Here is a 26,295-nt window from a genome sequence, read left to right as displayed (position 1 = left end):
CACGGACCCCCGCGCGGACCGCTCAGCGGCGGAAGGTGAACCAGTTGACGTTGACGAAGTCGGCCGACTGACCACTGCTGAAGGTGAGGTAGACGGTGTGCCGCCCGGTCACCGCCGACACGTTGCCCGGCACCGACCGCCAGCTCTGCCAGCCGCCGGTGTTGGCCACGGCGAAGCTGCCGATCGGGGTGGCGGTCGGGCTGTCCACCCGCACCTCGACCAGGCCGCTCACCCCGCCCGCCGCGCCGGAGGCCACCCGGGCCAGGAAGTCGCGCGGACCGCTGGTGCCGAAGTCCACGTTGTCGTAGCGGGCCCAGTCACCGTTGCGCAGGGCGGCGATGTTCTGGCCACCCTCGGCGCAGGTCTCGACGGCCACCCCGTTCTGCCCGGAGAACGCCTCGGCCTGGATCGTCGAGTAGGCGTCCACGGTGCCCGACGGCGGCGGCGTGGTCGGGGCCGGCGTGGTGGGGGTCGGCGTCGGGGTGGAGCCACCGCCCCGGCGGTAGACCGCCACGTAGTCGACCAGCATCGGCCGGCCGGAGACGGTCGAGCCGGTCGGCGTGACGGCACCGGCCACCCCGTCCGGGAAGGAGCCGCCCATCGCCACGTTGAGCAGCAGGAAGTAGCCGCCGTGGCCGGTCATCTGCGCCCAGTAGGTGGCCCCGACCTGGGTCTGGGTGACGGTGTGGAACAGCTGGCCGTCGACGTACCAGCGCAGTTGCTGCGGGCTGACCGAGGTGTCCCACTCGGTGCGGTAGGTGTGGAAGGCGGCCTGGCAGGCGCTGCCGGGGCAGACCCGGGTCGCGCCCAGCCCGCTGAACTCGTTGCACGGGCCGCCGGGGGCCACCCCGCAGTGCAGCGCGCCCCAGACCTGGTTGAGCCCGTTGACGTTCTCCATCACGTCGATCTCGCCGATGCCCGGCCAGTTCTGGTAGTTGCCCCGGTACGGCGAGCCGAGCGCCCAGAACGCCGGCCAGTAGCCGGCCGCCTGGGCACCGGTGACGTTGGGCATCTGGATCCGCCCCTCGATCGCCAGCACCCCGCCCGACGGGGGCTTGAAGTCGGTGCGGACCGTCTCGATCCGGGCCGAGGTCCACCGACCGCCAGAGTCGCGCAGCGGGGTGATCCGCAGGTTGCCGGACCCGTCGTGGGCCAGGTTGGCGGTGCTGCCGGTGTACGTCTGGATCTCGCCGGTGCCCCAGTTGGCCGGGCCACCCGGGTAGCTGGTGCCGGTGTCGACGATCCAGTTGGCCGAGGACGGCAGGGTGCCGGCCGCGCCGGTGAAGTCGTCGCTCCACATCAGGCTCCACCCCGACGGCGGCGTCGGGACGGCGGCCTGGGCGGCGACCGAGACGCCGGTCAGCGCGGTGGCAGCGGCGAGCGTGACCGCCAGGGCGAGCCGGCGGCGGGGCCGGCGCGGGGCGGTGGGGGCGACCGGAGCCGCCGGGACAGCGTTCATCGGGATGCCTCTCTGGGGGGACGGGAGCAAGAGAGCGCTCTCTGAGCGGCTTTCTACGCTCCCGCCCCACCACTTGTCAACGCTCGTCGATGGCGTCGACCGGCACGGGTTGCGGTCGACGCAGCAGCACGTGCTCGGCCACCGTCCACGCGGTGGTGGTGACCAGGTAGAGCACCGCCGCCAACGGCACCACCAGCGCCAGCAGCACCGTGCCGTACGGCAGCAGCGGCAGCACCCGGGCCAGCAGCGCCGCCCCCGGCTGGTCGGCCGGGACGGCGGCCGACGCCGCCGCCCGCCGGGACAGCACCGTGGCCAGACCGGCCAGGGCCGCCAGCAGCACCCCGAAGACCAGCAGCACCGACGGGGTCAGCCCGTCGCCCAGGTGCCAGCCCAGCGGCACCCCGGCCAGCCGCGCGTCGAGCAGCCCGACCGCACCGTCACCGGTGCCGAACAGCCGGTACATGACCAGGAAGAACGGTGCCTGGAGCAGCGCCGGCAGGCACCCCGCCACCGGCGACGCCCCGGCCGCGCGGTAGAGCGCGAACAGCTCCGCCTGCAACGTCGCCGGATCGGCCGCGTACCGCTGCCGGAGCTGGCGCAGCTGCGGGGCGAGCGCCGCGCGACGCCGCTCCGCACGGACCTGGGCGACGGTGAGCGGTGAGATCAACAGCCTGACGGCGATGGTGAACAGCACGATCGCGGCGGCGGTGGCGGCCCCGCCGGCCAGCGGCGTCAGCAGCCCGGCGAGCCAGCCGACGGCGGAACCCGCGGCGGCAGCCGCGTCGTGCACAGGTGAGAAGGCGAGCATGGGGAACCCCTCGGTCCGATTCCGGAGGTCCGCACGGGACGGCGACCGGCCGCCGGTCAGGGCGGTCGGGGCGGTCCACCGTGGGACGGATGACGACGGAACCGGTCGGGGTCGGCGGCGCGCGGGATCAGCCCGCGACCGGGGACCACCCGACCGGGAGGGAACCCCCGGGTGCCCGGGGGCGGGGTCGGCCCGCCGCGTCCGGATCGACCTGCCGGGGTACGCGTCGACGCCGGGCCCGGTCGCGTAACCCGGCCGCCCGCCGCCCCGTGCCGGGGCCGGAGGCCGGCCGGGAACGGGTGGTCAGCAGGGTGACGAGCAGCAACGCGGCCACCACCGCCGCACCCGCCAGCAGGTCACCCGGCCGGTCCGCGAGCAGGGTCAGCCCGACGAGCGCGTACGCCCACAGACCCGTCACCACCCGCAGCCCCGACATGCCGTCAGCCTAGGACCCGCTGTCACGTCGGAGGGCCGCGACGGCCTCGACCACCGTCTGCGGCAGGTCCACGTGCAGCAGGTGCCGGGCGTCCCGCAACACCTCCTGCCGGCCGGCAGGGAAGCTCGCCGCCAGCGCGGCGTGTCCGGCCCGCCACGCCGCCCGACCGGCCGGGGTGGGCACGTCGCCGAGCGCGGTCAACACCCGCACCGGCAGCGTCGGTGTCGCCGTCACCGCCCGCAACGCCACCAGCTCCGCCGCCACCGCCGGGTACGCCAGCCACTGCACCAGCGCCCCGACCAGCACCGATCCGCAGCCGTACGCCGCCGCGGCGGTCGGGTCGGGCGGGCGGACGCTCATCGGGCGCACCGCCCGACGCCAGGCACCCGGGCCGTACCGGCGGGCCAGACCGGACCGGTCGAGCGCCCCGGCCAACACCGACGCCCCGGCCGCCACCGTGCCGGCCGTCCGCGCCGACCACCACCGCCACCGGGCCGCCCCGTCCGGGTCCACCAGGCTCGGGTCCACCAGCACCAGCCCGGCGAGCCGCCCCGGATACCGCCTGGCGTACGCCTCGGCGGGCAACGCCGCCGCCGAGTGCGCCACCAGCACCGGCCGGTCCAGCCCGGTCACCGCCGCGTCGAGGCGGGCCAGTTCGGCGGTGAGGGTGGGCACCCGGGCGTCGTCCGGCCGGTCCAGCCGGCGCACCAGGTAGCCGGCGGCGGTCAGCGGCGGGACCAGCCGGTCCCAGGTCGCCGCCCCCTCCCCCAGCCCCGGGCAGAGCAGCACCCCCGGCCCGCCGGCCCGCGACCCCGGGTCGGGGGTGGGCGGGCCGGTCACCGCTGACGCTCCGGGCCGGGGCCCCACCGGGCGACGGCGGCGGTGAGCAGCAGCCAGCCGGACAGGCCGGCGAGCTGGACCCGCTGCCACAGGCCCAGCCCCCACTCGGGGTGCAGGGTGGCGACCAGCGTGCCGACCGTGCCGACCGCCAGCACCACCGCCACCGAAAGCCCCGCCCGGCGGCGGGCCGGACCGCGCAGCACGGCGAGGACCGCCACCGCGCTGAGCAGCGCACCGGCCACCGCCACCGACGAGGTGACCGTGTGCGCCTGGTGCCGCCAGGACAGCTCGCCCAGCTCCTCCAGCCGGGCGCAGCGGTCATCGATCGAGGGGGCACAGTCCATCGAGGTGTACCCGCCGTCGACGGCGGTGGCCACACCGAACACCAGCAACCCCCACCAGGCCGGCCGAGGCACCTCCCGGGCCACCCGGGCCAGCAGCAGCCCGGCCGCCGTCGCGCAGAGCCCGGTCGTCACGTCGCCGAGCTGGAAGACCAGGTGGTACGGCTGGTCACGGGCGGCCAGCTCACTCAGGTAACTCTCCACCGGCCGCAGCCCCGGGTTGAACACCGGGGCGAGCAGCCAGGAGGCGTAACAGACCGCCGCCGCCGCCAACGCCACCGCCGCCCCGGTCCGGGCGGCCAGGTGTCCGCCGCCCCCACGGGCCGCCGGGTCCGGATCACGGTGCGGGCGGGTCACGACGACTCGCGGACCATCGGGAACGGCAGCGTCTCCCGGATGGATCTGCCGGTCAGCAGCATCACCAACCGGTCGACCCCCAACCCCAGGCCACCGGTCGGCGGCATCGCGTACTCCAGCGCGGTGAGGAAGTCCTCGTCCAGCTCCATCGCCTCCGGGTCACCGCCCGCCGCCTTGAGCGACTGGGCGGTCAACCGCCGCCGCTGCTCGGTCGGGTCGACCAGCTCCGAGTACGCGGTGCCCAGCTCCATCCCGAACGCCACCAGGTCCCACCGTTCGGCCAGCCGGGGATCGGCCCGGTGCTGGCGGGTCAACGGGGAGACCTCGGTGGGGAAGTCCAGGTAGAACGTGGGCACGTCGGTACGCGCCTCGACCAGCCGCTCGTACAGCTCCAGCAGCAGCTCGGCGCACTGCCACCCGGGGTCGTACGGCACCCGGGCCGCGTCGGCGCGACGGCGCAGGGTGGCGGCGTCGGTGTCGACGGTCACCTCCTCGCCCAGCGCCTCGGAGACCGCCTCGTGCACCGTACGCACCGGCCACGGCCCGTCGATGTCGACCAGCTCCCCGGTGCCCGGTCGACGGGCCAGCGGAGCCCCGTGCACCGCCACCGCCGCCGCGACGATCAGCTCCCGGGCCAGCTCCCGCATGTCGTGGTAGTCGGCGTACGCCTGGTACGCCTCCAGCACGGTGAACTCCGGGTTGTGGCTGAAGTCGACGCCCTCGTTGCGGAACACCCGGCCCAGCTCGTACACCCGCTCGACGCCGCCCACGGCGAGCCGCTTGAGATACAGCTCGGGGGCGATCCGCAGGGTCAACCGCAGGTCGTAGGCGTTGCTGTGGGTGACGAACGGGCGGGCGTTGGCGCCCCCGTGCACCCGTTGCAGGATCGGCGTCTCCACCTCCAGGAAGTCCCGCTCCACCAGGGTCCGCCGGAGGCTGGTCAGGGTGGCGCTGCGGGCACGCAGCAGGTCCCGGGCCTGCGGGCTGGTCGCCAGGTCCAGGTAGCGGCGGCGGACCCGCGCCTCCGGGTCGGCCAGGCCGTGGTGCTTGTCGGGCAGCGGGCGCAGGCACTTGGCGGTGAGCCGCCAGTCGGCCACCCGGACCGACACCTCGCCGCGCCGGGTGGCGTACACCTCGCCGGTCGCGCCGACGTGGTCGCCGATGTCGACGGTCGCCCGCCACCGGTCCAGCTCCTTCTCCAGCACCAGTTGCAGGTCGCCGCTGCCGTCGCGGACGGTGACGAAGCAGACCCGGCCGTGGTCGCGGACCAGCAGCACCCGCCCGGCCACCGAGACGGTCTCCCCGGTGCCGGTGTCCGGGGCCAGCCCGGCGTGCCGGGCCCGCACCGCCGCGCAGTCGTCGGTACGCGGCCACCCCACCGGGTACGGATCGACGCCCTGCGCCCGCAGCCGGTCCAGCTTCGCCCGCCGGACCCGCACCTGCTCGGGCTGCTGCCCGTGCGCCGGCTCGGGGCTGACCGCGTGCACGGTGGCCGCGTCCGGTGGCACGAACCCCACCCCGCCACCGGCCGGAGGTGCCCCGTGCAGCGGGGACGGCCGGCCGCCGGGCAACGCGACGAAGCCCTCCGCGACGGCGGCGGCCAACCCGACCCGGGCCAACTCCCGCCGCTCGCCGAAGCACAGGTACCGGGGCGTCCAGTGCGGCTGGTACTTGGCGTTGGACAGGTACAGCGACTCCAACTGCCACCAGCGGGAGAAGAACAGCAGCGTACGCCGCCACAGCCGGATCACCGGGCCGGCGCCGATCCGGGCGCCCTGCTCGAACACCGACCGGAACACGGCGAAGTTCAACGACACCCGTTCGACGCCCAGCCGGGGGGCCGTGCCGAGCAGCGAGGCCACCATGAACTCGGTGACCCCGTTCTCGGCGGTGCGGTCCCGACGCATCAGGTCCAGCGACAGCCCGTTGCCACCCCACGGGCTCAGCGACAGCAGCGCCCGTACCCGGCCGGTGTCGTCGCGGGCCTCGACCAGCACGCAGTCGCCGTCGGCCGGGTCGCCGAGCCGGCCCAGCGCCATCGAGAAGCCGCGTTCGTGTTCGGTGTCCCGCCAGCGGGTGGCCAGCGCGGCGAGGGCGGCCAGTTCGTCCGGCGGGATGTCGGCGTGCCGGCGTACCCCGGCGGTGTAGCCGGCCCGCTCGACCCGGTGCACCGCCTGCCGGACCGGGCGCATGTCCCGCCCGCCCAGGTCGAACTCCCGGGCCAGCAGGATCGCCTCGTCGCCCAGTTGCAGCACCTTCAGCCCGTGCCGGTGGTAGGCGCGCGCGCCGGCCTCGCTGGCCCCCATCACCGCCGGGGTCCAGGCGTACTCCCGGGCCTGGTCCAGCCACGCGGTGATGGCCGGACCCCACGCCTCCGGGTCGCCGACCGGGTCGCCGCTGGCCAGGCTCACCCCGTTGACCACCCGGTAGGTCAGCGCCGCCTTCCCGCTGGCCGAGAAGATCGCCGCCTTGTCCCGTCGGGTGGCGAAGTAGCCGAGCGAGTCCTGGTCGCCGTAGCGGGCCAGCAGTTCCCGGATCCGCTGCTCCTCGTCGGGGTGCAGCACGGCGGCGGCGCGCTGGGAGCGCAGCAGGGTGAACAGGCCGGCCAGGAAGGCGACCGCGCCCATCCCGCCGAGCAGCAGGTTGACCCAGCCGGGGGCCTGACCCTGCCGGGTGACGTCCAGGGTGATCGCGCCGCCGAAGACCTTCTCGATGGCGTACCCGACCCGGTCCAGCCAGCTGTGCAGGCTGCCGGGCACGGCGGTGAGCAGCAGGTAGCCCAGCCCGACGGCCGCCGTGGCGAGGCCGAAGAACACCCCGAGGGCGCGTCGGGTGCTGCCGCTGCGCACCCGGGCGTAGAACTCCCGCCGGGCGGCCCGCAGCAGCGCCAGCGCGACGGCGGCGAAGCCGATGCCCACCCAGACGCCGACGGTCTCGACCAGGGTGAACAGCCGTCGGCCGGCGTCGTCGGTGAGCTGGTCCGCGCCGACGGTCACCAGTAGCAGGCCGGTCAGCACGCCGACGACCAGGCTGAGGATGAAGTAGACGACCAGCACCCAGTACGCCAGTCGCTTGTGGCGCAGCACCGCCGCGGCGAGGGTGCCGAGGAACACCGCGTACGCCAGGTTGGCCGGGGCCGGCACCAGCAGCGTGTCGATGGTGGTCCGGATCGGCTGGAACTCGGCGTTGGCCGCGCTGCTGACCGCCGCCAGCGCGCAGATCGCGGCGATGAACCACAGCAGCGCCGCGAACGTCCGGGGCACCTGCCGCCGCCAGTCCCGCCCGGGTGGCCGGGCCGGATGGCCGGGCCGCCGCGCCGGGGTCGGGGGCGTCACCCGGGGCGTCGTCGTCGGGGTCACCTGGCCTCCCTCACGCTCCCGCCCCGACCCGCTCCAGGTCGGGGCGGGGGTGCGGCACGGCACCGGTCGGCGGGACCGGGTCATGGTAAGCATCCGGCGCGATGACGCGCCGTGTCGCGTTTTCTCCGCCGGACACCGCGGGTAATGGGCGGACAGCACCGCGGCGCTCCCGCCGCGGCGGGACGGGACGGACGGTGATGGCGATGACCAGTGGGGTGGCGGCCGGGGCGGTGGCTCCGGAGCGGACCGGGCCCGACCGGCTCACGGTGGGCGTGGAGGAGGAGTTCCTCCTGGTCGATCCGCACACCGGTGCCGCGGTGCCCGCCGTCGACCTGGTCATGGAGCAGGTGCCGGCCGAGCTGCGCGGGCAGGTGGAGCGGGAGTTCCAGACCAGCCAGATCGAGATCGGCAGCCCGCCCGGGTTGGACCTGGGCTCGATCCGGCACTCGCTGGGCGTGCTGCGCGGCGCGCTGGCCGACGCCGCCGAGCGGGCCGGCGTCCGGGTGCTGGCGATCGGCACCGGGCCGGTGGCGGGACCGGTGCCGCCGGTGGTGGACAAGCCCCGCTTCGACCGGATGATCGACCGGTTCCGGCTGCTGGTGCCCGGCCCCGGCAACAACGGCATGCACGTGCACGTGGGCGTGCCCGACCCGGACACCGGCGTGCAGGTGCTCAACCACATCCGGCCGTGGCTGCCGGTGCTGCACGCGATGACCACCAACTCGCCCTTCTCCGAGGGGGTCGACACCGGCTACGCGAGTTGGCGGTCCGTCGAGTGGGAACGCTGGCCGTCGGTCGCGCCCACGCCCTACCTGGAGTCGTACGAGCACTACGAGCGGCTGATCAGGCAGCTGATCGCCAGCGGGGTGATGCTCGACGAGGGGATGCTCTACTGGTACGCCCGGCTGTCGGCGAAGTACCCGACGGTGGAGGTCCGCATCGGTGACGTCTGCCCGTCGGTGGACGACGCGGTGCTGGTGGCGGGGCTGGTGCGGGCGCTGGTCGCCACCGCCATGGACGACGTGGCGGCGGGCCGTCCGCCGGTGAACACCGACCACCACCTGCTGGTCGCCGCGCACTGGCGGGCCGCCCACGACGGGTTGGAGGGCGACGGCGTCGACCTGGCCAACGGCGAACTGCGCCCGGCCTGGGAACTGGTCGACCGGCTGGTCGAGCGGGTCCGCCCGGCGCTTGCGGCGCACGACGACCTGGCCGAGGTGACCGAGCTGCTGGCCACGCTGCGCCGGCACGGCACCGGGGCGGCCCGGCAGCGGGCCGTGTTCGCCCGCTCGGGCCGGCTGGAGGACGTGGTCGCCGAGGTCGCCCGGCAGACCCGTGGCTGACCGGCCCGACGCCGGCCGGCCGGTCGACGGCCGGCGGGCCACCCGCCGGGCCGCCGCCGCCCGGCCTGCCGCTGGCCGGCCCGGGGGCGGCCGGCGCGTGGAAGACTGGGCGTCGTGACGGAGCGGCTGATCGTGGTCGGTGGGGACGCCGCCGGGATGGCGGCGGCGTCCCAGGCCCGTCGCCGCCGGGGCGTCGACGACCTGGAGATCGTGGCGTTCGAGCGGGGACACTTCACGTCGTACTCGGCGTGCGGCATCCCGTACTGGATCAGTGGGCTGGTGCAGGAGCGGGACGCGTTGATCGCCCGCGACCCGGCCACCTTCCGCGACGACTTCGCCATCGACGTACGGCTGCGCACCGAGGTCACCGGCATCGACCTCGACCGCCGCGAGGTCACCGCCCGCCGGCTCGACGACGGCGGCGAGGTCCGCGAACGCTTCGACACCCTGATGTACGCCACCGGCTCGGTACCCAACCAGCCCGACTGGGCCGACGGCGACGTCGACGGCATCTTCGGCATCCAGACCCTGGACGACGCGGCGGCGCTGCGGGAATGGCTGGACGCCGACCCGACGCCCCGACGGGCGGTGGTGGTCGGCGGCGGCTACATCGGGGTGGAGATGGCCGAGGCGCTGATCCAACGCGGGCTCGCCGTCACCCTGGTCGAGCGGGCCGAGCAGCCGATGGCCACCGTCGACGAGGACATGGCCGGCCTGGTCGCCGAGGCGATGCGTGGGCTGGGCGTCGAGATCCGTACCGGTGTCACGGTCAGCGGGGTCGAGCAGCGCGACGGGCGGGTGTCCGCGGTGGTCACCTCCGCCGGCCCGGTGCCGGCCGACGTGGTGGTCCTCGGCCTGGGCGTACGCCCCAACACCGCGCTCGCCGCCGCCGCCGGCCTCCCGCTGGGCGCGTCCGGCGGGGTACGGGTGGACCGGCGGATGCGGGTGGCCGGAGTGCCCGGCGTCTGGGCGGCCGGCGACTGCGTGGAGACCCTGCACCGGGTCACCGGCATGTCGGTGCACATCCCGCTCGGCACCCACGCCAACAAGCAGGGCCGGGTCGCCGGGATCAACATCGGCGGCGGGTACGCCACCTTCCCCGGGGTGATCGGCACCGCCGTGACGAAGGTGTGCGACCTGGAGGTGGGGCGTACCGGGCTGCGGGAGCGGGACGCCACGGCGGCCGGGTTCGAGTTCGTCTCGGTGATCGCCGAGTCGACCAACCGGGCCGGCTACTACCCGGGGGCCCAGTCGATGACGGTCAAGCTGATCGCCGAACGGCCCACCGGTCGGCTGCTCGGCGCGCAGATCGTCGGCCGTTCCGAGGCGGCGAAGCGGATCGACGCGCTGGCCGTGGCGCTGTGGAACGAGATGACGGTGGACGAGATGACCGCCCTCGACCTCGGCTACGCCCCGCCGTACGCGCCGGTGTGGGACCCGGTGCTGATCGCCGCCCGCAAGGCCGTCGACGCCCTCGGCCGCTGACCCGCACCGCCTACCGCCTACCGCCCACCCCCACCGACCACCCGCGCCACCCCGCCCCGCTCTGCGCCGCACCGCCGCGCAAGGCGCGCCGTACCGCTCCACCGTGCGCCGCACGCCGCACCATCGCGTGACGGTGCGTCGGCACGCGTCCCTTTGTGGAGAGTTGTTGTCGCTGGGGCGACAACAACTCTCCACAAAGCATGGTCTGCTCGTCGGATGCGGATGCCCGGCGACGACGATGCCGCCGCCCTCGACTGGCTGCTCTTCACGCAGGCCGGGGTGGTGAGCTGGGCACAGGCCACCGCCGAACTCACCCCTTCCCGGGTCCGCCACCTGCTGGCCACCGGTCGGTGGGAGCGGGTGTGCCGGGGCATCCTGCGGGTCGGCGGTAGCCCGGTGACCGTCGACCAGGCACGCTGGGTGGCGGTGCTGGCCGCCGGTGCCGACGCCGTCCTGGCCGGTCTCGCGGCGGCCCAGGCGGGCGGTCTGCACGGACGCTGGCGCCACGAGGCGGTGGACGTGCTGATCCCGTACCAACGGCAGGCCCCCGACCTGCTGCGCCGGCTGCCGCTCGGCATGCCGGCGGTGCGGGTACGACGGACCCGGCACCTGGGCGACGAGGACCGGCAACGGGGGCGGCCGGACCGCACCACGATGGCCCGCTCGCTGATCGACGCGGCTCAGTGGATGCGCAGCGACGACGACGCCCAGGCGGTGCTGGCGGCCGGCTGCCAGCAGCGCCGGGTCACCCCCGGGGAACTCGACGCGGTGTCCCGTCGGCTGCCCCGCCTGCGCCGGTCGACTCTGATCCGGCACACCGTCGCCGACCTGGCCGGCGGCGCGGAAGCGCTGTCCGAGATCGACCTGGTCCGGCTCTGTCGCCGGTACGGGCTGCCCCGGCCCGAGTTGCAGGAACGGCGACTCGACGCCGACGGGCGGACCCGCTACCTGGACGCCTACTGGCGGCGGTGGGGGCTGCACGTCGAGGTCGACGGGGCGCACCACATGGACGTCCGGCACTGGGCGGCGGACCTGCGCCGGCAGAACGGGGTGTGGATCTCCGGGGACCGGATCCTGCGGTTCACCGCGTTCGACGTCCGCCACCGCCCCGACGGGGTGGCGGCCCAGCTCCGCGCCGCCCTCACCGCCGCCGGCTGGCACCCCTGACCGGCCCCGGCGCATCCGGTCGTCGCGTTCTGTGTGGAGAGTTGTTGTCGCCAGGGCAGCAACAACTCTCCACGGTCGCCACAATGGGGCGGTGGAGATTCCGGCGGGGTTGTCGTGGGTGCGGCAGACGCCGGAGGGGCGGGAGTGGCTGGCCACCCTGCCCCGGTGGCGGGACGAGTGCGCGCAGCAGTGGTCGCTGCGGCTCGGGCCGCCCTACCCGTACGCGTTCGCCTCGCTGGCGATGCCCGCCGACCTGCCCGACGGCACCCCGGCGGTGCTCAAGTTGCAGTATCCGGCCCCGGACAGCCGGCACGAGGCCGACGCGTTGGCGCACTGGGACGGCGAGGCGGCGGTCCGGCTGCTCGCCCACGACCCGCAGCGGCGGGCGCTGCTGGTGGAGCGGTGCCGGCCCGGTTCACCCCTGCACGAGTTGCCCGCCGACGAGGCGGTGGACGTGGTGGCCGGCCTGCTGCCCCGGCTGTGGCGGCGGGTACCCGGGCCGTTCACCCCGCTCGCCGAGGAGGCGACGGGCTGGCGGCACCGGCTGCCCGAGCAGTGGGAACGGGCCGGCCGGCCGTACGGGCGGCGGCTGGTCGACGCGGCCCTCGACCAGCTCGACCGGCTGGTCGACACCCAGGGCGAGCAGGTGCTGGTCAATCAGGACCTGCACGCCGGCAACGTGCTGCGGGCCACCCGCGAACCGTGGCTGGTGATCGACCCTAAGCCGCTGCTGGGTGAGCGGGAGTTCGCGGTGGTGCCGATCGTGCGCGGCGTCGAGCTGGGACACTCCCCGCAGGCGGTACGGCGTCGGCTGGATCGGGTCACCGGTGCGCTCGGCCTGGACCGGGACCGGGTGGCCGGCTGGACGGTCGCGCACTGCCTGGCCTGGAGCCTGGACGGCGACACGGTCTTCCCCAACCAGGTCGAGGTGGCCCGCTGGCTGGTCGACGGCGCGTAGGTGCCCCCGCCGGCACGGCCGGGCGGGCAAGTGCGGCAGGTGGCGGTACCGGCCGGTGGGCAGGGCCCACCCACGCTCAGCGTTGGCAGGTGGGGCACCAGTAGAGGTTGCGGCCGGCCAGCTCGCCCCGGCTGACCGGGCCGCCGCAGACGTGGCAGGGCGCGCCGGCGCGGCGGTAGACGTACACCTCGCCGCCGTGCCGGTCGACCCGGGCGGGGCGGCCCATCGCCTCGGGCAGGTGGGCGTCGCGGACGGTGTCGATCCGGCCGCTGCCCACCGCCCTGGTCATCAGCGCCACCAGGTCGGCCCAGAGCGCCGTCCAGCCGGCCGGGGTGAGCTGCCGGCCGGGCAGCGTCGGCCGCAGGCCGGCCCGGAACAGCGCCTCGGTCACGAAGATCAGCCCGGTGCCGGCCACCACCGACTGGTCGAGCAGCAGCGCGGCGAGCGGGGTGGGGCTGCGGCCGATCCGGGCGTACGCGCGGTCGGGGTCGGCGTCGGCGCGCAGCGGGTCCGGGCCGAGCCGGTCGCGCAGCGCCGCCACCTCGGGCGGGGTGAGCAGGTCACAGGCGGTGGGTCCGCGCAGCTCCAGCCAGTGCCGGTCGCTGGCCAGCCGCAACCGGACCTGCCCCACCGGTACGGGCGGCTCGCCGTCCCCGTCGGTGAACCTGCCGTACAGGCCCAGGTGGACGTGCAGGGTGCGCTCGTCGGCGTAGTGGTGCAGCAGGTGCTTGCCGTACGCCTCGGTGCCGTGCAGGACGGTGCCGGAGATCAGCGCGGCGCCCTCGGTGAAGCGGCCCTGTGGGCTGCCGGCGGTGACCTTGTCGCCGGCGAACAACTCGGCGTGCCGGGTCGCGAGGCGGTGGATGGTGTGTCCCTCTGGCACGGGTACCAAGGGTAGTCAGGCGTCGTGGAGCGCCGAGCTCGGGCCGGATGGGCGGTCGAGCTCTCCGGCCAGCCGACCACCGGGCTCACACCGCCCCCGCCAAGCACGCACCCCCCGACGGTCGGCGTGTGGTCGATCGACGCACGGGGTACATACCGGTCGTTCCCGCGTGGCGGCCACCGACCCTTCCGAGGCTGCACGCATCGACAAGGAGGTGTGGTGGTGAACGTTCCTTCGCTCCTGCGGCGTCGTACGGCGCAGGACAGCAACGGCGACGGGGTGGTCGACGCGCGCGACGGCCAGCCGGTGGTGACGGACCGGGACGGCGACCGGACGACGTACCGCAGCGGGTCGCCGACCGCCGACGGCCAGCGCGATGCCGACCTGCCGCGGCGCACCGCCGAGAGCCGGGCTGCCAGCGACGGCGATGCGGAGCAGCGGGCGGCGGAGCGTGCCGCGCTGGCGCGGGCGGCGACCGCCCGCAGCGCCGTCGACGGCACCCGCAGCGCCGCCGCCGCCCGGTCGACGACCGTCGACGACGAGCCGCGCACGCCGACCGACCCGATGCGGGTCCCCGACCCCGCGCCGCGTCCGGTGCCGGACCGGCCGGTCGACCGGGACCGGACGCCCGTCGCGCCGACCCCGCCCGCCGACACCCGCCCCGCCGACCGGGACCGGGTGACCACCGACGGGGCCCGCCCGGAGCCGCCGGTGGTGGCCGGACCGAAGCCGAGGACCAGCCTGCTCGCCACCCTCGGCCTGATCGTCTCGGTGGTGGGTGCGGCGTTCGTGCTCACCGGCACCCTGGCCGGGTACGGCATCGCCCTCGGCGCGCTCGGCGCGGTCTTCGCGGTGCTGGGCCTGGTCGCGACCCGGCGTCGGCACGTGGCCGGCACCACTGACGCGTTGCTCGGCGTGCTGGTCGGCCTGACCGCGGTGGTGCTGGGCGTGCTCGCCTTCACCGGCCAGTTCGACTGGCCGACCACCGACGGCGACTGGGTGGCCCGGTTCCGGGAGTGGCTTGACTCACAGTTTGTGGACCGGTTCTGAGGGCACATTTGATCTCGCCGGCGGTTCGCCGGCGATGTTGGACCAGCCGGCTCGCCGGCACCGCCCGACCAGCTCTGGTGGTTCACCAGCCGGGCACCCACTCGTTCGGGGGCAGCGGTTCGCCGCCACCGATGCGCACAGGGGCCGTCACCTCCCGCCGGGGTGGCGGCCCCTTCGCGGTTCGCCCTCACGCAACGGATCGCCGTCGCGGTCGGGTCACACGCAACGAACCACCGCCGGACGCACGGTTCGGCGGTGGTTGTCGTACGGCCGGGCCGCATACCGTTGAGCCACGGCGCCAGCCCGTGGGCCACGGAGGCCGGGCGCGCCCGACCCCGGGAGCAGGACAATGACGATGGACGCCACCAGCCAGCGCTTCCTGATGTGCCGGCCGACGTACTTCGCCGTCGACTACGCCATCAACCCGTGGATGGATCCGACCGCGCCGGTCGACGCCGCGCTGGCGATCCGGCAGTGGGAGCAGCTCCGCCGCACCTACCTCGACCTCGGCCACACCGTCGAGCTGATCGACCCGGTCCCCGGCCTGCCGGACATGGTCTTCGCCGCCAACGGTGGCACGGTCATCGGCGACCGGGCGATGGCCGTGCAGTTCCGCGACCCGCAGCGCGCCGACGAGGCCCCCGCCTACCGGGCCTGGTTCGAGGCCGCCGGCTTCGAGGTGTACGACCCGAAGCACGTCAACGAGGGCGAGGGCGACGTGCTGCTGGTCGGCGACCACCTGCTCGCCGGCACCGGGTTCCGCACCGCGCACCCCTCGCACGCCCAGTTGCAGGAGGTCTTCGGCTACCCCGTGGTCACCCTGCAACTGGTCGACCCGCGCTTCTACCACCTGGACACCGCGCTGACCGTCCTCGACGAGCGGACCGTGGCGTACCTGCCGGAGGCGTTCTCCCCCGGCAGCCGGGCGGTGCTGCGCCGACTCTTCCCGGACGCGGTCCACGCCACCATGGCCGACGCGGAGGTGCTCGGCCTCAACGCGGTCGGCGACGGCCGGCACGTGGTGCTCCCCGCACAGGCCACCGGGCTGGCCGCGCAGCTGCGCGACCGGGGCTACCAGACCATCGGTGTCGACCTGTCCGAGCTGCGCAAGGCCGGCGGCGGACCGAAGTGCTGCACGTTGCGACTCCGTCAGGGAAAGGCGAGCCAGTGATCGAGGACATGCTGCGGACCCCGTCCGCCGTGCGGGACGCGGAGCGGTACACCGCGCACAACTACCACCCGCTGCCGGTGGTGATCTCGTCGGCCGAGGGCGCCTGGCTCACCGATGTGGACGGTCGCCGCTACCTGGACTTCCTGGCCGGCTATTCGGCGCTGAACTTCGGCCACCGGCACCCGACCCTGGTCCGGGCCGCCCACGAGCAGCTCGACCGGCTCACCCTCACCAGCCGGGCGTTCATCCACGACCAGTTCGCCGACTTCTGCCGGGAGCTGGCCGCGCTCTGCGGCAAGGACCTGGTGCTGCCGATGAACACCGGCGCGGAGGCGGTGGAGACCGGCATCAAGGTGGCCCGCAAGTGGGGCTACCAGGTCAAGAAGGTCACCCCCGGGCAGGCGAACATCATCGTCGCCGACGGGAACTTCCACGGCCGGACGACCACCATCGTCAGCTTCTCCACCGACGACGACGCCCGCGCCGACTTCGGGCCGTACACGCCCGGGTTCACCGTGGTGCCCTACGGCGACCTGGCGGCGCTGGAGGCGGCGATCGACGAGAACACCGTCGCCGTGCTGCTGGAGCCGATCCAGGGCGAGCAGGGCGTGGTCCTGCCGCCGGAGGGCTACCTGCCTGGCGTACGCCGGGTCTGCACCGACCGGAACGTGCTGTTCATCGCCGACGAGATCCAGTCCGGCCTGGGCCGGACCGGGCGCACCTTCGCCTGCGACCACGAGGGCGTCGTACCGGACATGTACCTGCTGGGCAAGGCGCTCGGCGGCGGCATCGTGCCGGTCTCCGCGGTCGCCGCGGACGCCGACGTGCTCGGGGTGCTCCGGCCGGGCCAGCACGGCTCGACCTTCGGCGGCAACCCGCTCGCCTGCGCGGTCGCCACCGAGGTGGTCCGGCTGCTGGCCACCGGCGAGTTCCAGCACCGCTCCGCCGAGCTGGGCGAGCGGCTGCGCGCCGGGCTGGAGGGTCTGCTCGGCAGCGGGCTGGTGGCGGTACGGGTGCGCGGGCTGTGGGCGGGTGTCGACATCGACCCGGCGCTGATGACCGGGCGGCAGGCGTGCGAGCGGCTGATGGAGCGGGGCGTGCTGGCCAAGGACACCCACGGTTCGACCATCCGGCTGGCCCCGCCGCTGGTGATCACCTCCGACGAGATCGACCACGCGGTGGCACAGGTCGCGGCGGTGCTGGCCGGCTGAGCCTCGTGGGGACGGCGGGCGTCGGGGTCGACGCCCGCCGTGCCGGCCGCCGGTCGCGGTGAGCCGGTGACCGGCCGGTCCGGGCGACCACCGCTCAGTTGCGCGGCAGCCGCATCGCCATGGTGGGTGCCTCGGCCATCACCGACGTCGGGGTGAACGCCGCACCGGTGGGCAGTTCCCGGGCCCGGCCCACCTGCACCCCCGGGTACAGCTCCACCATGTCCGCGCCGCCGAGCACCCGGGACTGCTTCGGGGCCAGCGGGACGCGGTCGGCCTCGGTCATCGAGCCGTTCGGCCGGATGCCGGAGCCGTTGGTGCTGACGTCGGTGACGATGACCTCGCCGACGCGCAGCTCGAACCGGACGTGCGCCCGGCTGATCCAGCGCCGCGCCTCGTCGTTGAGCCACTGCCCGAGCATCACGCCCCCGGTCTCCTCGGGGGCCCGGCCGACCGTCACCGGCTCGTCCTCGGTGAGGACGAAACGGCGGCGGATCAGGCCACCGATCCGGATCGCCAGCACCTCGCTGCGCGGGCGCGGCCCGGCGTCGGAGAGCCGGGCACCGTGCCGGGGGCAGGTCGGCACGCCGTGGCGCAGGGCCGGCGGCGGCTGACCGGCCGGGGCGCGGTCCACCCGGGCCAGGTCGGCGAACGCCCCACCGCCCCCGCCACCGCCGAACAGCGCGCAGCCCGGCTCCGGGCAGCGCCACCTGCGGGCCAGCAGTTGCCCGCCGACCGGGGACCGGTCGCCCTCGACCGGGGTGTGCCCGCCGCCGACGTGTGCGACGAACGCCGGGCCGCCCGCGCCGGGCACCGGGGCGACGACCCGCCCCGGCTGTTCCACCAGCCACGGGAACCGGCCGCGCAGGCCGTCGAAGCGGACCCGGCTGACCACCGGCAGACCGAGCAGGTCGGCCACCTCCAGCATCCGGTCACCCGGGTTGTCGAGCACCTCGACCAGGCCGTCGTCGGCCCAGCGGCGGACCACCATCCGTTCGTTCGAGGTGAGGTCGGCGTCGGAGAGCAGCGCCCGGTGCACGATCGCGTAGACCGGGACACTGTCCTCGGCCAGTTCGCGGGAGAGCGCGTCGATCACCATGCCGAGCCGCAGCAGGCTGGCCGGGCGGCCACCGTCGAGATCCTGGTAGCGGATCACCTCGGCCAGGTCGAGTACGGCTCGGGCCAGGGACGGGTCGGTGCAGACCCGCCCCTCGATGGCGTCCAGCACCTTGCTGATCTCGAATCTCATCGCGCGCTCCGGAGGATGTCGTCGATCGGCCGGGCCGCCACCACCGGGCCCGGTCGGCGCCTGCCCGCCGGGGTGAACAGGCGCTGCCCTGGCACGACCCTACCGGTGCCCGGGTCAGCCCATCCGGCCCACCGCCGCGCGCAGCCGGGCCACGTCGCGCCGACGCCGCTCGTAGGTGGCGGCGAGGGTGATCAACGCCAGCCCGCCGACGGCCAGGTAGATCCAGCGGGGCAGCAGGTCCCAGCCCCGGACCAGTTCGTGCAGCGCGAGCAGGACGAGGGCACCCCCGCCGAGCACCACCGGCGCCTGCCAGCGGCGGACCGCGCCGACCAGCACCACGGCCAGGGCGGCACCGCCCAGCAGCAGCCGTCGCCACGGCTGCGGGTCGGCGGCCACCAGCACCGACACCAGGCTGGGCAGCAGAGCGGCGGCGAGCCCGGGGCCGAGGGCGAGCCAGCTGGTCAACCCGGGTCGGGCGCGCAGCGCGAGCAGGCCGGCCACCAGGGTCAACCCGGCCGCCGGCAGGGTGTACGCCTCCAGCAGCACCACCTCGCCGCTGATCAGCAGCAGCCACGCCCCGAGCAGTTCACTGCCGCCGGCCACCGCCCCGAACGCCCACCGCCGGCCGGCCGACTGGCCCGGGTACAGCACCCGCAGTGCGGCGGCGGCCCCCCAGAGCACGCAGATCACCGCCGCGTACCGGATCGCGCCGACGGTGAGCAGCAGGGCGAGCACGGCCACCGCCTGCGCGGCAACCTCCAGCGCCCGTACGGTGAACGAGCCGCGCCGGGCCAGCGCGGGTGCGCCGAGGAGCACCGCCACCGCCACCCCGAGCACCGGGAAGCCGGCGGTACGCAGCGGCAGGTCGGCGGCCAGCGGCGCGGTGAGCGCGAACCCGGTGGCCGCCGCGACGGCGGTCAGGAAGCCCAGCAGCCGTATCTCGGCCCGCCTGCCGATCGCGCCGACCACCGCCGCCGCGACCACCAGCAGGGCGAGCCCGGCCAGCGTGCCGGCCCGGGTGGCGAGCAGCCCGACCAGGCCGGCGACCGTCCACAGCAGACCGATCGGGGTGGTCACCGGCACCAGGAGCGCCCGGCCACCCCGGTGGGCCGGTGCCGGTGCGGCTCCGGGAACTGCCGGGACGGCCCCGTGGGGAACGCCCCCGCCCGGGGCGGCCACGCCCGGGGCGGCCACGCCCGGGGCGGCCACGCCCGGGGCGGCCACGCCCGGGGCGGCCACGCCCGGGGCGGCCACGCCCGGGGCGGCCACGCCCGAAACGGCCGCGCCCGGGGCGGTGGGCCGGGTCGGGCCGGTGAGCGTGGCGGTGAGCAGGGCGGCGACCCCGACGAGCAGCACCGCCGCCGGCACCACCGGCCAGGGGGCGGCCACGCCGATCAGCAGCACGGGCAGCGCCGCCGCCCCGAACGGCAGCGCGGCGACGGCCGCCCCGGACCGGTCACCGGTGTGCCGGCGGACGACCAGCGCGGCCGTACCGGCCAGGACCAGCAGCGCCGCCCCGACCGTGGGGGCACCGAGCGGACCGTCCCCGGTCGGCACCCCCGACCAGGGCCGCACCGGCCCGCCGTAGGGGGCGACGAGCGCGGCCAGGGTCACCGGCGCGGCGGCGACCAGCGCCAGGCCGGCCAGCACCGCACCGACCACCCGGCCGGGAGTGACCAACGCGGTCCGCCGGTCGGCCGGCACCAGCGCGACGACCGCGAGCGCCGCATAGAGCGCGAGCGGCTCCCCACCGGGTACGACGGTCGGCGCGACCACGGCGGCGAGCGCCAGGGCGAGCGCGGTGCCGGCGTACCCGTCGAGGTCGGGGCGGCGGCGACGCAGGGCGAGCAGCGGGACCAGCAGCAGCACGGCGGCGGCGAATCCGGCCCGCAGTTGCCACCAGGGTGGTGCCCCGGCGGCCCGCAGCGCGACCGAAGCGCCGGCCGGCACGGTGAGCAGCGCGACCGTCAGCGCGATCCCGGCGACCCGGCCCGCGACGTCGCTCGCCGGGCGGCCGGGCAGCGCCACCGCCAGCCCGGCGACCAGCACCACCCCGAGCGCCACCAGCATCCCGACCGGGGCGGCCGAGGCCACCAGCAGGCCGTGCCCGAGCAGCACCGCGGCCCCCGCCGCGCCGACCAGCACGGTCGGGGTGCGCCGGCCGCGCAGCACCGCGACCGGCAGCAGCGCCGCCCCGACGACCAGGTCGACGGCGAGGGTGGCCGGCCACGGGGTGACCGTCACCGCCGGCAGTGCCGCAGCCGTGACCACCACCGCCAGCAGTACGGTCACCGGGCGGGCCGCCCTCGGCAGCAGCAGGAGGCCGGCACCGGCGGTGAGCAGAACGACGAGCGGCAACTGCCAGCCCCAGGCGAGATCGGGCCCGGCGGCGGCGCCCTGCCAGGCGGGCAGTGACCGGTCCACCGCGAGCGCCGCCACGGCACCGGTGGCCAGCACGACGACCTGGGCCGCGCCGCCCGCGACCAAGAGTGCGCCGACCCGGGGGCCGGTACGGTGCCGAAGCGGCAGCAGCCGGACGGCACCGGCAAGGGCGGCGGCCACCAGGCCGACGGCGAGCAGCAGGAACCCGGCCCGCAGTTCCGCGACCGGCCGCAGCACCGCGACGGCCAGCAGCGGCACCAGCAGCCCGGCGGTGATCTGCCGGAACACCGCTGCTGCGGCGACCCGGGCCGCACCGGCCAGGACCAGGCCGACGAGGAGCAACGGCAGGCCGGCGAGCAGCGGCAGACCGGCGGCACGGCCCAGCGCCAACGGCACCAGGGCGCAGCTCGCGGCGACGGTCGACGCGGCACCGAAGCCGAGCCAGCCGAGCAGCAGTCCGGCGAACACGGCACCGGACGGCCCGGCGACCGGCCCCCCGCCGGCCGCCGGACCCCCGTCCGCCGGGGCGGTGGTGGTGCCCGACCCCCCGGCGGGCACCACCACCCCTCCCCCCGGACCCGCGACGGCCACGGCCGCTGCGGGTGACGCCGCTGCGGCCGGAACCGCAGCGGCGGGATCAGGCCCGGCCGGGGCCGGGGAGCGGCGGCGCAGCACGACCACCACCGCGAGGTCGAGCAGCGCCACCCCGAGGAAGGTCAGCGTCCAGCCGGTCGCCCCCGGACGGGACTGCGCCACCGTGAGCGGCAGCACCGGCTGGACCACGAGCAGCGCCGCGAACCACGGCACGGTGAGCCGGCTGAGCAGGGCGTACCCGGCGGCGATCCCGGCGCTGACGCCGGCGACCAGGGCGGCGTAGCGGGTGCCCGGCCAGTCGGCGCTGCCGAGCAGGTTCACCGACCAGGCGGCGTACCCGTCGAGGATCACCAGCAGCAGACCGACGGCGGCGAACGTCTCGGCGGTGCCGCGCAGGCCACGCCACTTCGCCACCAGCGGCACCGCCAGGGCGAGCGCGGTGAACGCGGCCAGGATCAGCGCCCGGCCGGCCACCCCCACGGTGGCCCAGGCGACGGCGGTGAAGACCACCGCCGCGGTGCCGAGCAGCAGGCCACCAAGGACGAACAGCAGCCACTGGATGGTTCTGGTGGACGTCTCCGGGCGACCCGGAACGTCCGGCCCGGCCGGCGGCACCGGACCGACGAACGCGCCAGGGGGTACCGGCGTCCCCGGGCGCACCGGCGGCGCGACCGGACCGGCCGGCACGGTGGGAAGGGCGGCCGGCGCGGCGGGACGGGCGGCCGGCGGGGCGGGACGGGCGGCCGGCGCGGCGGGAGGCGCGGCCGGCGCGGGTGGGTGGACCGCCGCGCCGACCGGGACCGGCGCGGGGATCTCCCGTCGGATGCGGGCCGCCACTTCCGCCCGTCGACGCTGCGTCGCGAGCAGCCGGGAGCCGAGCCCCTGGTACACCTGCCGGGCCTGCTCGACCTCCCGGCCGAGGGCGGCGATCTCCCGGTCCAACCGGACCACCTCGGCGGCGGGCGGGTACGGCCCGAGCCCGCAGCCGGCGCACCCACGGGTCAGCTCGGCGGGTGCTCCGCAGCGGGGGCAGGGGTAACCGGTGTTCTGCACCCGGCCATCCTGCCGGTGGGCCGCAACCGGAGGCCAGAGTGCCCGTACCTAGGTACGGGTGTTCTCGTTCACCCAGGCGGCGTACGCCGGGTCGCCGCACTGGGCCTGGGTGACCAGGATCTCGGGCACCTCGTACGGATGGCTGGCCCGGATCTGGGCGACCAGCGCCACGGCCCGGTCGGGGGCGGTCTTGAACTGCACCGACCATTCGGTGCTGGTCTCCACCCCGGCCCGCCACCAGTACGTGCTGTCGACCTGACCGCCGACCTGGGCGCAGGCGGCCAGTCGCCCGGCCACCGCGGCGGCCGCCATCAGGTCCGCGGCGGAGCGCGAGTCCACCACCGTCGTCACCACGCAGATCTGGTCCACCTGCGCACCTTACGCGGGAATGGCGGTGAACCTGTCGACCGTCACGGTGCGTTCACCCCGCCGTCACGCCGTCCCGGTTGTCGGCGATCCACCTGTCGATCCGGTCCCACCAGTCGAACAGCCAGTCGATCCGCTCCTGCCGGCCGGTCGGGACGTCCTCTGGCGGCACGGACCAGAACCGCATCACGATTCGTTTGTCCATCGGCAGTTCGCGCCACACGTCGGCGACGGTCAGCATCCGGTCCAGACCGGTGTGCGCCACGAAGATCACGCCGGCCTCCGGGGCGGCGTCCAGGGCGGCGAGCACCCCGCCTGGCTGCGGGGCGAGCACGTGCTGCATCCGCTCGGCGCGGACCGCCATCCGTTCCAGACCGAGCGCGCGCAGCTTGGCGATGGCCCGCAGCCGCCGGCCGGGGGTGAAGTTGCCGCCCTCCGGGAAGATCACGAAGGCGTCGTCGTCGTCCAGTCCGGTGGCCAGGTGACCGATCTGCCGGACCGCCGACCCCTTTCCGTCATCGGCGGCAATGAACCGGTTGGGCAGGCGGTTGAGCAGCACGTCGATCGCCGGATCCCACTGGAGCGCCTCCTTGAGCACGATCCGGGGCTCCCGCTGGAACCAGTTGACCAGGGAGTGGATCAGGATGAACGAGTCACCCGGGCCGGCGTGCCGGCAGAGCACCAGTTCCGGCCGGCCCGGCAGGGCGGTGTCCGGGTCGGTGCCGACCACGTCGATGCTCAGCCGCAGCGTCCACCGGGCCTGCCAGAACAGCACCCGCAGGAACCAGCCGGCGAGCACGTAGTGCGCCCGCTGGAAGGCAGGCGTGCGCTTCCACCTGCCGAACCCGCAGGCCAGCCAGAGCACGAAGAGGGCGACCAGCGCGGCGGCGTCCCAGACCAGGTAGACGCAGCCGATCCAGAGCAGCCGCAGCGGACGCAGCCGACCCGGCACGAACGGCGACGCGGCCAGCGCGAGCAGCGCCCAGACCGGCACCGTGGTCAGCACCATGACCGCGAGCAGGATCACCCCGGGCGCGAACAGCAGCCGGCGTACCCACCGAGGGGGCAGCGGCATCAGCGGTCCAGGTTCGCCAGATAGTGCCGGGAGGCGGTGTAGGCGCGGCTGATCCGCCGCCCCACCGCCGCCATGTCCCGGTACGCCCACGGGCTGTCGTCGCGCGGTTCCAGCCCGCCGGTCGGCAGCACGTGCACCCGTACCCCCTCGGGCAGGGCGGCCATCTCCCGGGCGAACCGGTGCCGGCGGGCGATCTCGAACGCGACCTGGGCGATCTCCCACGGCCGGCGGGGCGGCGTCAGCTCCCGTTCGATCCGCCCCACCTGGAGGACGAAGATCTGCGTCGCGCCGACGGCGACCGCCTCGCCGATCGGGATCGAGTTGACGATCCCGCCGTCTATGTAGTGCTGGCCGTCGATCTGCGCCGGCGGCAGCAGCCCCGGCACGGAGGCGGAGGCGAGCACCGCCGACACCAGGGGTCCGGTGTGGAACCAGTGTTCGGCGGCCCGCTCGATGTTGGCCGCGCAGCAGCGGAACGGCACCTTCAGGTCGGCGAAGGTGGTGTCCGCGCCCAACTCCCCCTCCAGCAGCTTGCGCAGCGGCCGGGGCGAGTGCAGATGGGTACGGGCGGCGAACCGGCGTAGTTGCCGGGCGACCGAGTCGCCGTAGACCTCGCTCGCCTCCGGGGAGGCCCAGAGCCGGACCAACCGGTCGGTGACCGCCTCGGACGGGTCGGCGGCGACCAGCGCGCCGTTGACCGCGCCGATCGAGGTGCCGAGCACGACGTCGGGGCGGATCCGGGCCCGGAACAGGGCACGCAGCATCCCCACCTCGACCGCGCCGAGCACTCCCCCGCCGCCGAGCACGAACGCCACCGGACCGCCACTCATGCCGTTCATCCTGGCACGCCACCGCCCGTGACCGTGGCGCAGCCGCTGGTCACCGCCGCACGTGCCCCGGCACCGGTGGCGGTGGGCGAACACACCACTGCGGAGGGTCATCGGGCAACTGGACAACCGTTGACAGGGGGGACACATTCCCGCAACCTGACACCACCCCGAACCCCAGGCAGGTGCGAACACTGATGGCAGCCCTGAACGCCGGTAGGTTGCTGGCCCGCAGGTACCGGCTCCTCGACAGGATCGGGGCCGGCGGGATGTCGGTGATCTGGCGGGCCCGCGACGAGGTGCTCGACCGGGTCGTCGCGGTCAAGGTGCTCGCGCCGTCGCTGGCCGCCGACGCCCGGTTCCGGGACATGGTGCGCGAGGAGGCGCGCTCGGCCGCCCAGCTGGTCCACCCGCACGTGACCGCGGTGCACGACTACGGCGAGGCGCTCGCCCCGGACGGCGAGATCACCTCGTTCGTGGTGATGGAGCTGCTCACCGGCGAGGAGTTGGAGCACCGGCTGAGCGAGGGGCCGTTGCCCTGGCCGGAGGCGGTCGAGATCGGTGCCCAGGTGGCCGAGGCGCTGGCGGCGGCGCACCGGCTCGGCATCGTGCACCGGGACATCACCCCGGCGAACGTGATGATGACCCGGGTCGGCGCGAAGGTGCTCGACTTCGGCATCGCCACCCAGGTCGGCACCCCCGACGACGACGAGGACGGCGGCACCTTCGGCACCCCGGCGTACGTCGCGCCGGAACGGTTGGACGGTGCGCCGGCCCAGCCGTCGACCGACGTCTACTCCCTCGGCGTGCTGCTCTACGAGACGCTGACCGGGCAGCCGCCGTACCTGGCGGAGACCTGGGAGCAGCTCGCCGCGGCGATCGCCGACGAGCGGCCGCCGGTGCTGGACGGCGTACCGGGGCTGCCCCCGGTGGTGGTCGATGTCTGTCTGCGCTGCCTGGCCCGGGATCCGCAGGAACGGCCGACCGCGCACCAGGTCGCCACCGCCCTGCGCGACCAGTTGCTGCCGGGTGATCCGCAGGCCGCCACGATGCTCTCCCCGACTGTCACCCTGCCCGCCGTCGCCGGGGCCGACGCCCCGGGCGACCGGCCCACCGCGCCGGTCGCCGGGACCGGCCTGGCCGCCGCCGGCGCGGCAGCGGCGGGCGGTGCCGGATCGGCGGGTGCCGCCACGGCGGGCCCCGGTGACGGCAGCGCGCCGGCCGGCCGGGCCGCGGTCGGTCGTGCGGCCGGGGCCGGGGCGACGACGGGCACCGGTACCCCGGACGCCCGGCACGCGGGCCCGGGCGGTCCGGGTGACACGGCCGCCGAACCGGAGCTGCTGCCGCCGTCGCGCCGCCCGCTGGTGGCGGTGGGGGTGCTGGTGGTGCTGACCGCGGCGGCGGTCCTTCTGCTCGCCCCGCTGCTGGAACCCGGCACCCACTCCCCGCCGGTGGCCGGGCGGACCGAGACCCCGGCGGGCGAACCGACACCGTCGCGTACCCAACCGGCGGCGGACCCCACCCCGCCACCGGCGCCCCGACGGGCCACCACCGCACCCGCACCGTCGCGTCCGCCGGCCACCACCCCGGACGGGGGCCAGGGCGGCGGCGGGTTGACCGAGGCCGCCGACCGGCTGCGCCGGCTGATCGACGACGGGGTCCGCACCGGCGAGGTCCGCGAGGACGTCGGTCTGGACCTGCGCAACGTGCTGGCGAACCTGACCCGGTCGGCCGCCGCGGGCAGCTCCGACGTGCCGGCGCAGGTGACCGCGCTCCGCGAGAAGGTCACCCGTCGCGTCGACGAGGGGGGCATCACCCAGGCGTACGGCCGGCAGCTCGACGCCGCCGTGCGGGACCTGGCCGCGACCACCGTCTGAGCCTGCG

The 26,295-nt window shown here is 75.7% G+C and carries 20 protein-coding genes; 8 read left to right on the top strand and 12 right to left on the bottom strand.

Annotated elements, in window-relative coordinates:
• Window positions 1-22: 22 nt before the first annotated feature.
• From ACWCHM_RS01890 to lysX, 6 genes are all read right to left on the bottom strand, one after another.
• On the bottom strand, window positions 23-1,459 hold the full coding sequence (locus ACWCHM_RS01890; protein ID WP_454221344.1) for a carbohydrate-binding protein: 1,437 nt from the start codon (window positions 1,457-1,459) through the stop codon (window positions 23-25).
• A gap of 76 nt (window positions 1,460-1,535) precedes the next feature.
• Window positions 1,536-2,267: a YidC/Oxa1 family membrane protein insertase gene (locus ACWCHM_RS01885; RefSeq protein WP_454221343.1), complete on the bottom strand. Its 732-nt coding sequence runs from the start codon at window positions 2,265-2,267 to the stop codon at window positions 1,536-1,538.
• 127 nt (window positions 2,268-2,394) lie between these two features.
• On the bottom strand, window positions 2,395-2,703 hold the full coding sequence (locus tag ACWCHM_RS01880) for a DUF6412 domain-containing protein (protein ID WP_307821117.1): 309 nt from the start codon (window positions 2,701-2,703) through the stop codon (window positions 2,395-2,397).
• A 9-nt stretch (window positions 2,704-2,712) separates the two neighbouring features.
• On the bottom strand, window positions 2,713-3,543 hold the full coding sequence (locus ACWCHM_RS01875) for an alpha/beta hydrolase (RefSeq protein ID WP_454221342.1): 831 nt from the start codon (window positions 3,541-3,543) through the stop codon (window positions 2,713-2,715).
• A complete protein-coding gene (locus tag ACWCHM_RS01870) occupies window positions 3,540-4,241 on the bottom strand; it encodes a DUF998 domain-containing protein (RefSeq protein WP_454221341.1) in 702 nt (233 codons plus the stop codon). Before ACWCHM_RS01870 ends, ACWCHM_RS01875 begins: the two co-directional genes overlap by 4 nt.
• The gene (gene lysX, locus ACWCHM_RS01865; RefSeq protein ID WP_454221340.1) at window positions 4,238-7,600 is read right to left on the bottom strand and encodes a bifunctional lysylphosphatidylglycerol synthetase/lysine--tRNA ligase LysX; all 3,363 of its coding nucleotides are present in this window, start codon (window positions 7,598-7,600) and stop codon (window positions 4,238-4,240) included. Before lysX ends, ACWCHM_RS01870 begins: the two co-directional genes overlap by 4 nt.
• A 203-nt stretch (window positions 7,601-7,803) precedes the next feature.
• On the opposite strand from lysX, the gene ACWCHM_RS01860 reads away from it, so the two are divergent.
• From ACWCHM_RS01860 to ACWCHM_RS01845, 4 genes are all read left to right on the top strand, one after another.
• The gene (locus ACWCHM_RS01860; protein WP_281894624.1) at window positions 7,804-8,943 is read left to right on the top strand and encodes a carboxylate-amine ligase; all 1,140 of its coding nucleotides are present in this window, start codon (window positions 7,804-7,806) and stop codon (window positions 8,941-8,943) included.
• 114 nt (window positions 8,944-9,057) lie between these two features.
• A complete protein-coding gene (locus tag ACWCHM_RS01855; RefSeq protein ID WP_454221339.1) occupies window positions 9,058-10,428 on the top strand; it encodes an FAD-dependent oxidoreductase in 1,371 nt (456 codons plus the stop codon).
• Window positions 10,429-10,644: 216 nt separating this feature from the next.
• The gene (locus ACWCHM_RS01850) at window positions 10,645-11,595 is read left to right on the top strand and encodes a hypothetical protein (protein ID WP_454221338.1); all 951 of its coding nucleotides are present in this window, start codon (window positions 10,645-10,647) and stop codon (window positions 11,593-11,595) included.
• A gap of 91 nt (window positions 11,596-11,686) precedes the next feature.
• Window positions 11,687-12,553 carry an aminoglycoside phosphotransferase family protein gene (locus tag ACWCHM_RS01845; protein ID WP_454221337.1) on the top strand — a complete coding sequence of 289 codons (867 nt, stop codon included), beginning with the start codon at window positions 11,687-11,689 and terminating at the stop codon, window positions 12,551-12,553.
• A 76-nt stretch (window positions 12,554-12,629) separates the two neighbouring features.
• On the opposite strand, the gene ACWCHM_RS01840 is transcribed toward ACWCHM_RS01845, so the two are convergent.
• Entirely contained in the window at window positions 12,630-13,436 is an 807-nt protein-coding gene (locus ACWCHM_RS01840) for an Fpg/Nei family DNA glycosylase (protein ID WP_454221336.1), read from the bottom strand.
• Between the two features lie 219 nt (window positions 13,437-13,655).
• Here ACWCHM_RS01840 and ACWCHM_RS01835 point away from each other — a divergent pair, with 219 nt between their 5' ends.
• From ACWCHM_RS01835 to rocD, 3 genes are all read left to right on the top strand, one after another.
• Entirely contained in the window at window positions 13,656-14,486 is an 831-nt protein-coding gene (locus ACWCHM_RS01835) for a thrombospondin (protein WP_454221335.1), read from the top strand.
• Between the two features lie 355 nt (window positions 14,487-14,841).
• Window positions 14,842-15,657, top strand: a complete 816-nt coding sequence (gene ddaH / locus ACWCHM_RS01830; RefSeq protein WP_454222993.1) for a dimethylargininase — start codon at window positions 14,842-14,844, stop codon at window positions 15,655-15,657.
• A complete protein-coding gene (gene rocD / locus ACWCHM_RS01825) occupies window positions 15,654-16,868 on the top strand; it encodes an ornithine--oxo-acid transaminase (RefSeq protein ID WP_454221334.1) in 1,215 nt (404 codons plus the stop codon). Before ddaH ends, rocD begins: the two co-directional genes overlap by 4 nt.
• A 94-nt stretch (window positions 16,869-16,962) precedes the next feature.
• Here the strand turns inward: rocD and ACWCHM_RS01820 are convergent, their stop codons facing one another.
• From ACWCHM_RS01820 to ACWCHM_RS01800, 5 genes are all read right to left on the bottom strand, one after another.
• The gene (locus ACWCHM_RS01820) at window positions 16,963-18,114 is read right to left on the bottom strand and encodes an FHA domain-containing protein (RefSeq protein WP_204957952.1); all 1,152 of its coding nucleotides are present in this window, start codon (window positions 18,112-18,114) and stop codon (window positions 16,963-16,965) included.
• A gap of 114 nt (window positions 18,115-18,228) precedes the next feature.
• The gene (locus tag ACWCHM_RS01815) at window positions 18,229-22,143 is read right to left on the bottom strand and encodes an SCO7613 C-terminal domain-containing membrane protein (RefSeq protein WP_454221333.1); all 3,915 of its coding nucleotides are present in this window, start codon (window positions 22,141-22,143) and stop codon (window positions 18,229-18,231) included.
• A 48-nt stretch (window positions 22,144-22,191) separates the two neighbouring features.
• On the bottom strand, window positions 22,192-22,512 hold the full coding sequence (gene cutA / locus ACWCHM_RS01810) for a divalent-cation tolerance protein CutA (protein ID WP_204957950.1): 321 nt from the start codon (window positions 22,510-22,512) through the stop codon (window positions 22,192-22,194).
• Window positions 22,513-22,564: 52 nt separating this feature from the next.
• Window positions 22,565-23,584, bottom strand: coding sequence for a 1-acyl-sn-glycerol-3-phosphate acyltransferase (locus ACWCHM_RS01805; RefSeq protein ID WP_454221332.1), 1,020 nt, complete (start codon window positions 23,582-23,584; stop codon window positions 22,565-22,567).
• Window positions 23,584-24,414 carry a patatin-like phospholipase family protein gene (locus ACWCHM_RS01800; RefSeq protein ID WP_454221331.1) on the bottom strand — a complete coding sequence of 277 codons (831 nt, stop codon included), beginning with the start codon at window positions 24,412-24,414 and terminating at the stop codon, window positions 23,584-23,586. Before ACWCHM_RS01800 ends, ACWCHM_RS01805 begins: the two co-directional genes overlap by 1 nt.
• Before the next feature lie 194 nt (window positions 24,415-24,608).
• Here ACWCHM_RS01800 and ACWCHM_RS01795 point away from each other — a divergent pair, with 194 nt between their 5' ends.
• A complete protein-coding gene (locus ACWCHM_RS01795; RefSeq protein WP_454221330.1) occupies window positions 24,609-26,288 on the top strand; it encodes a serine/threonine-protein kinase in 1,680 nt (559 codons plus the stop codon).
• Window positions 26,289-26,295 lie beyond the last annotated feature (7 nt).

This window comes from Micromonospora sp. SCSIO 07396 (assembly GCF_053667945.1).
The sequence above is the reverse complement of the archived record's forward strand: the minus strand, read 5'-3'. Positions and strand labels throughout refer to the sequence as shown.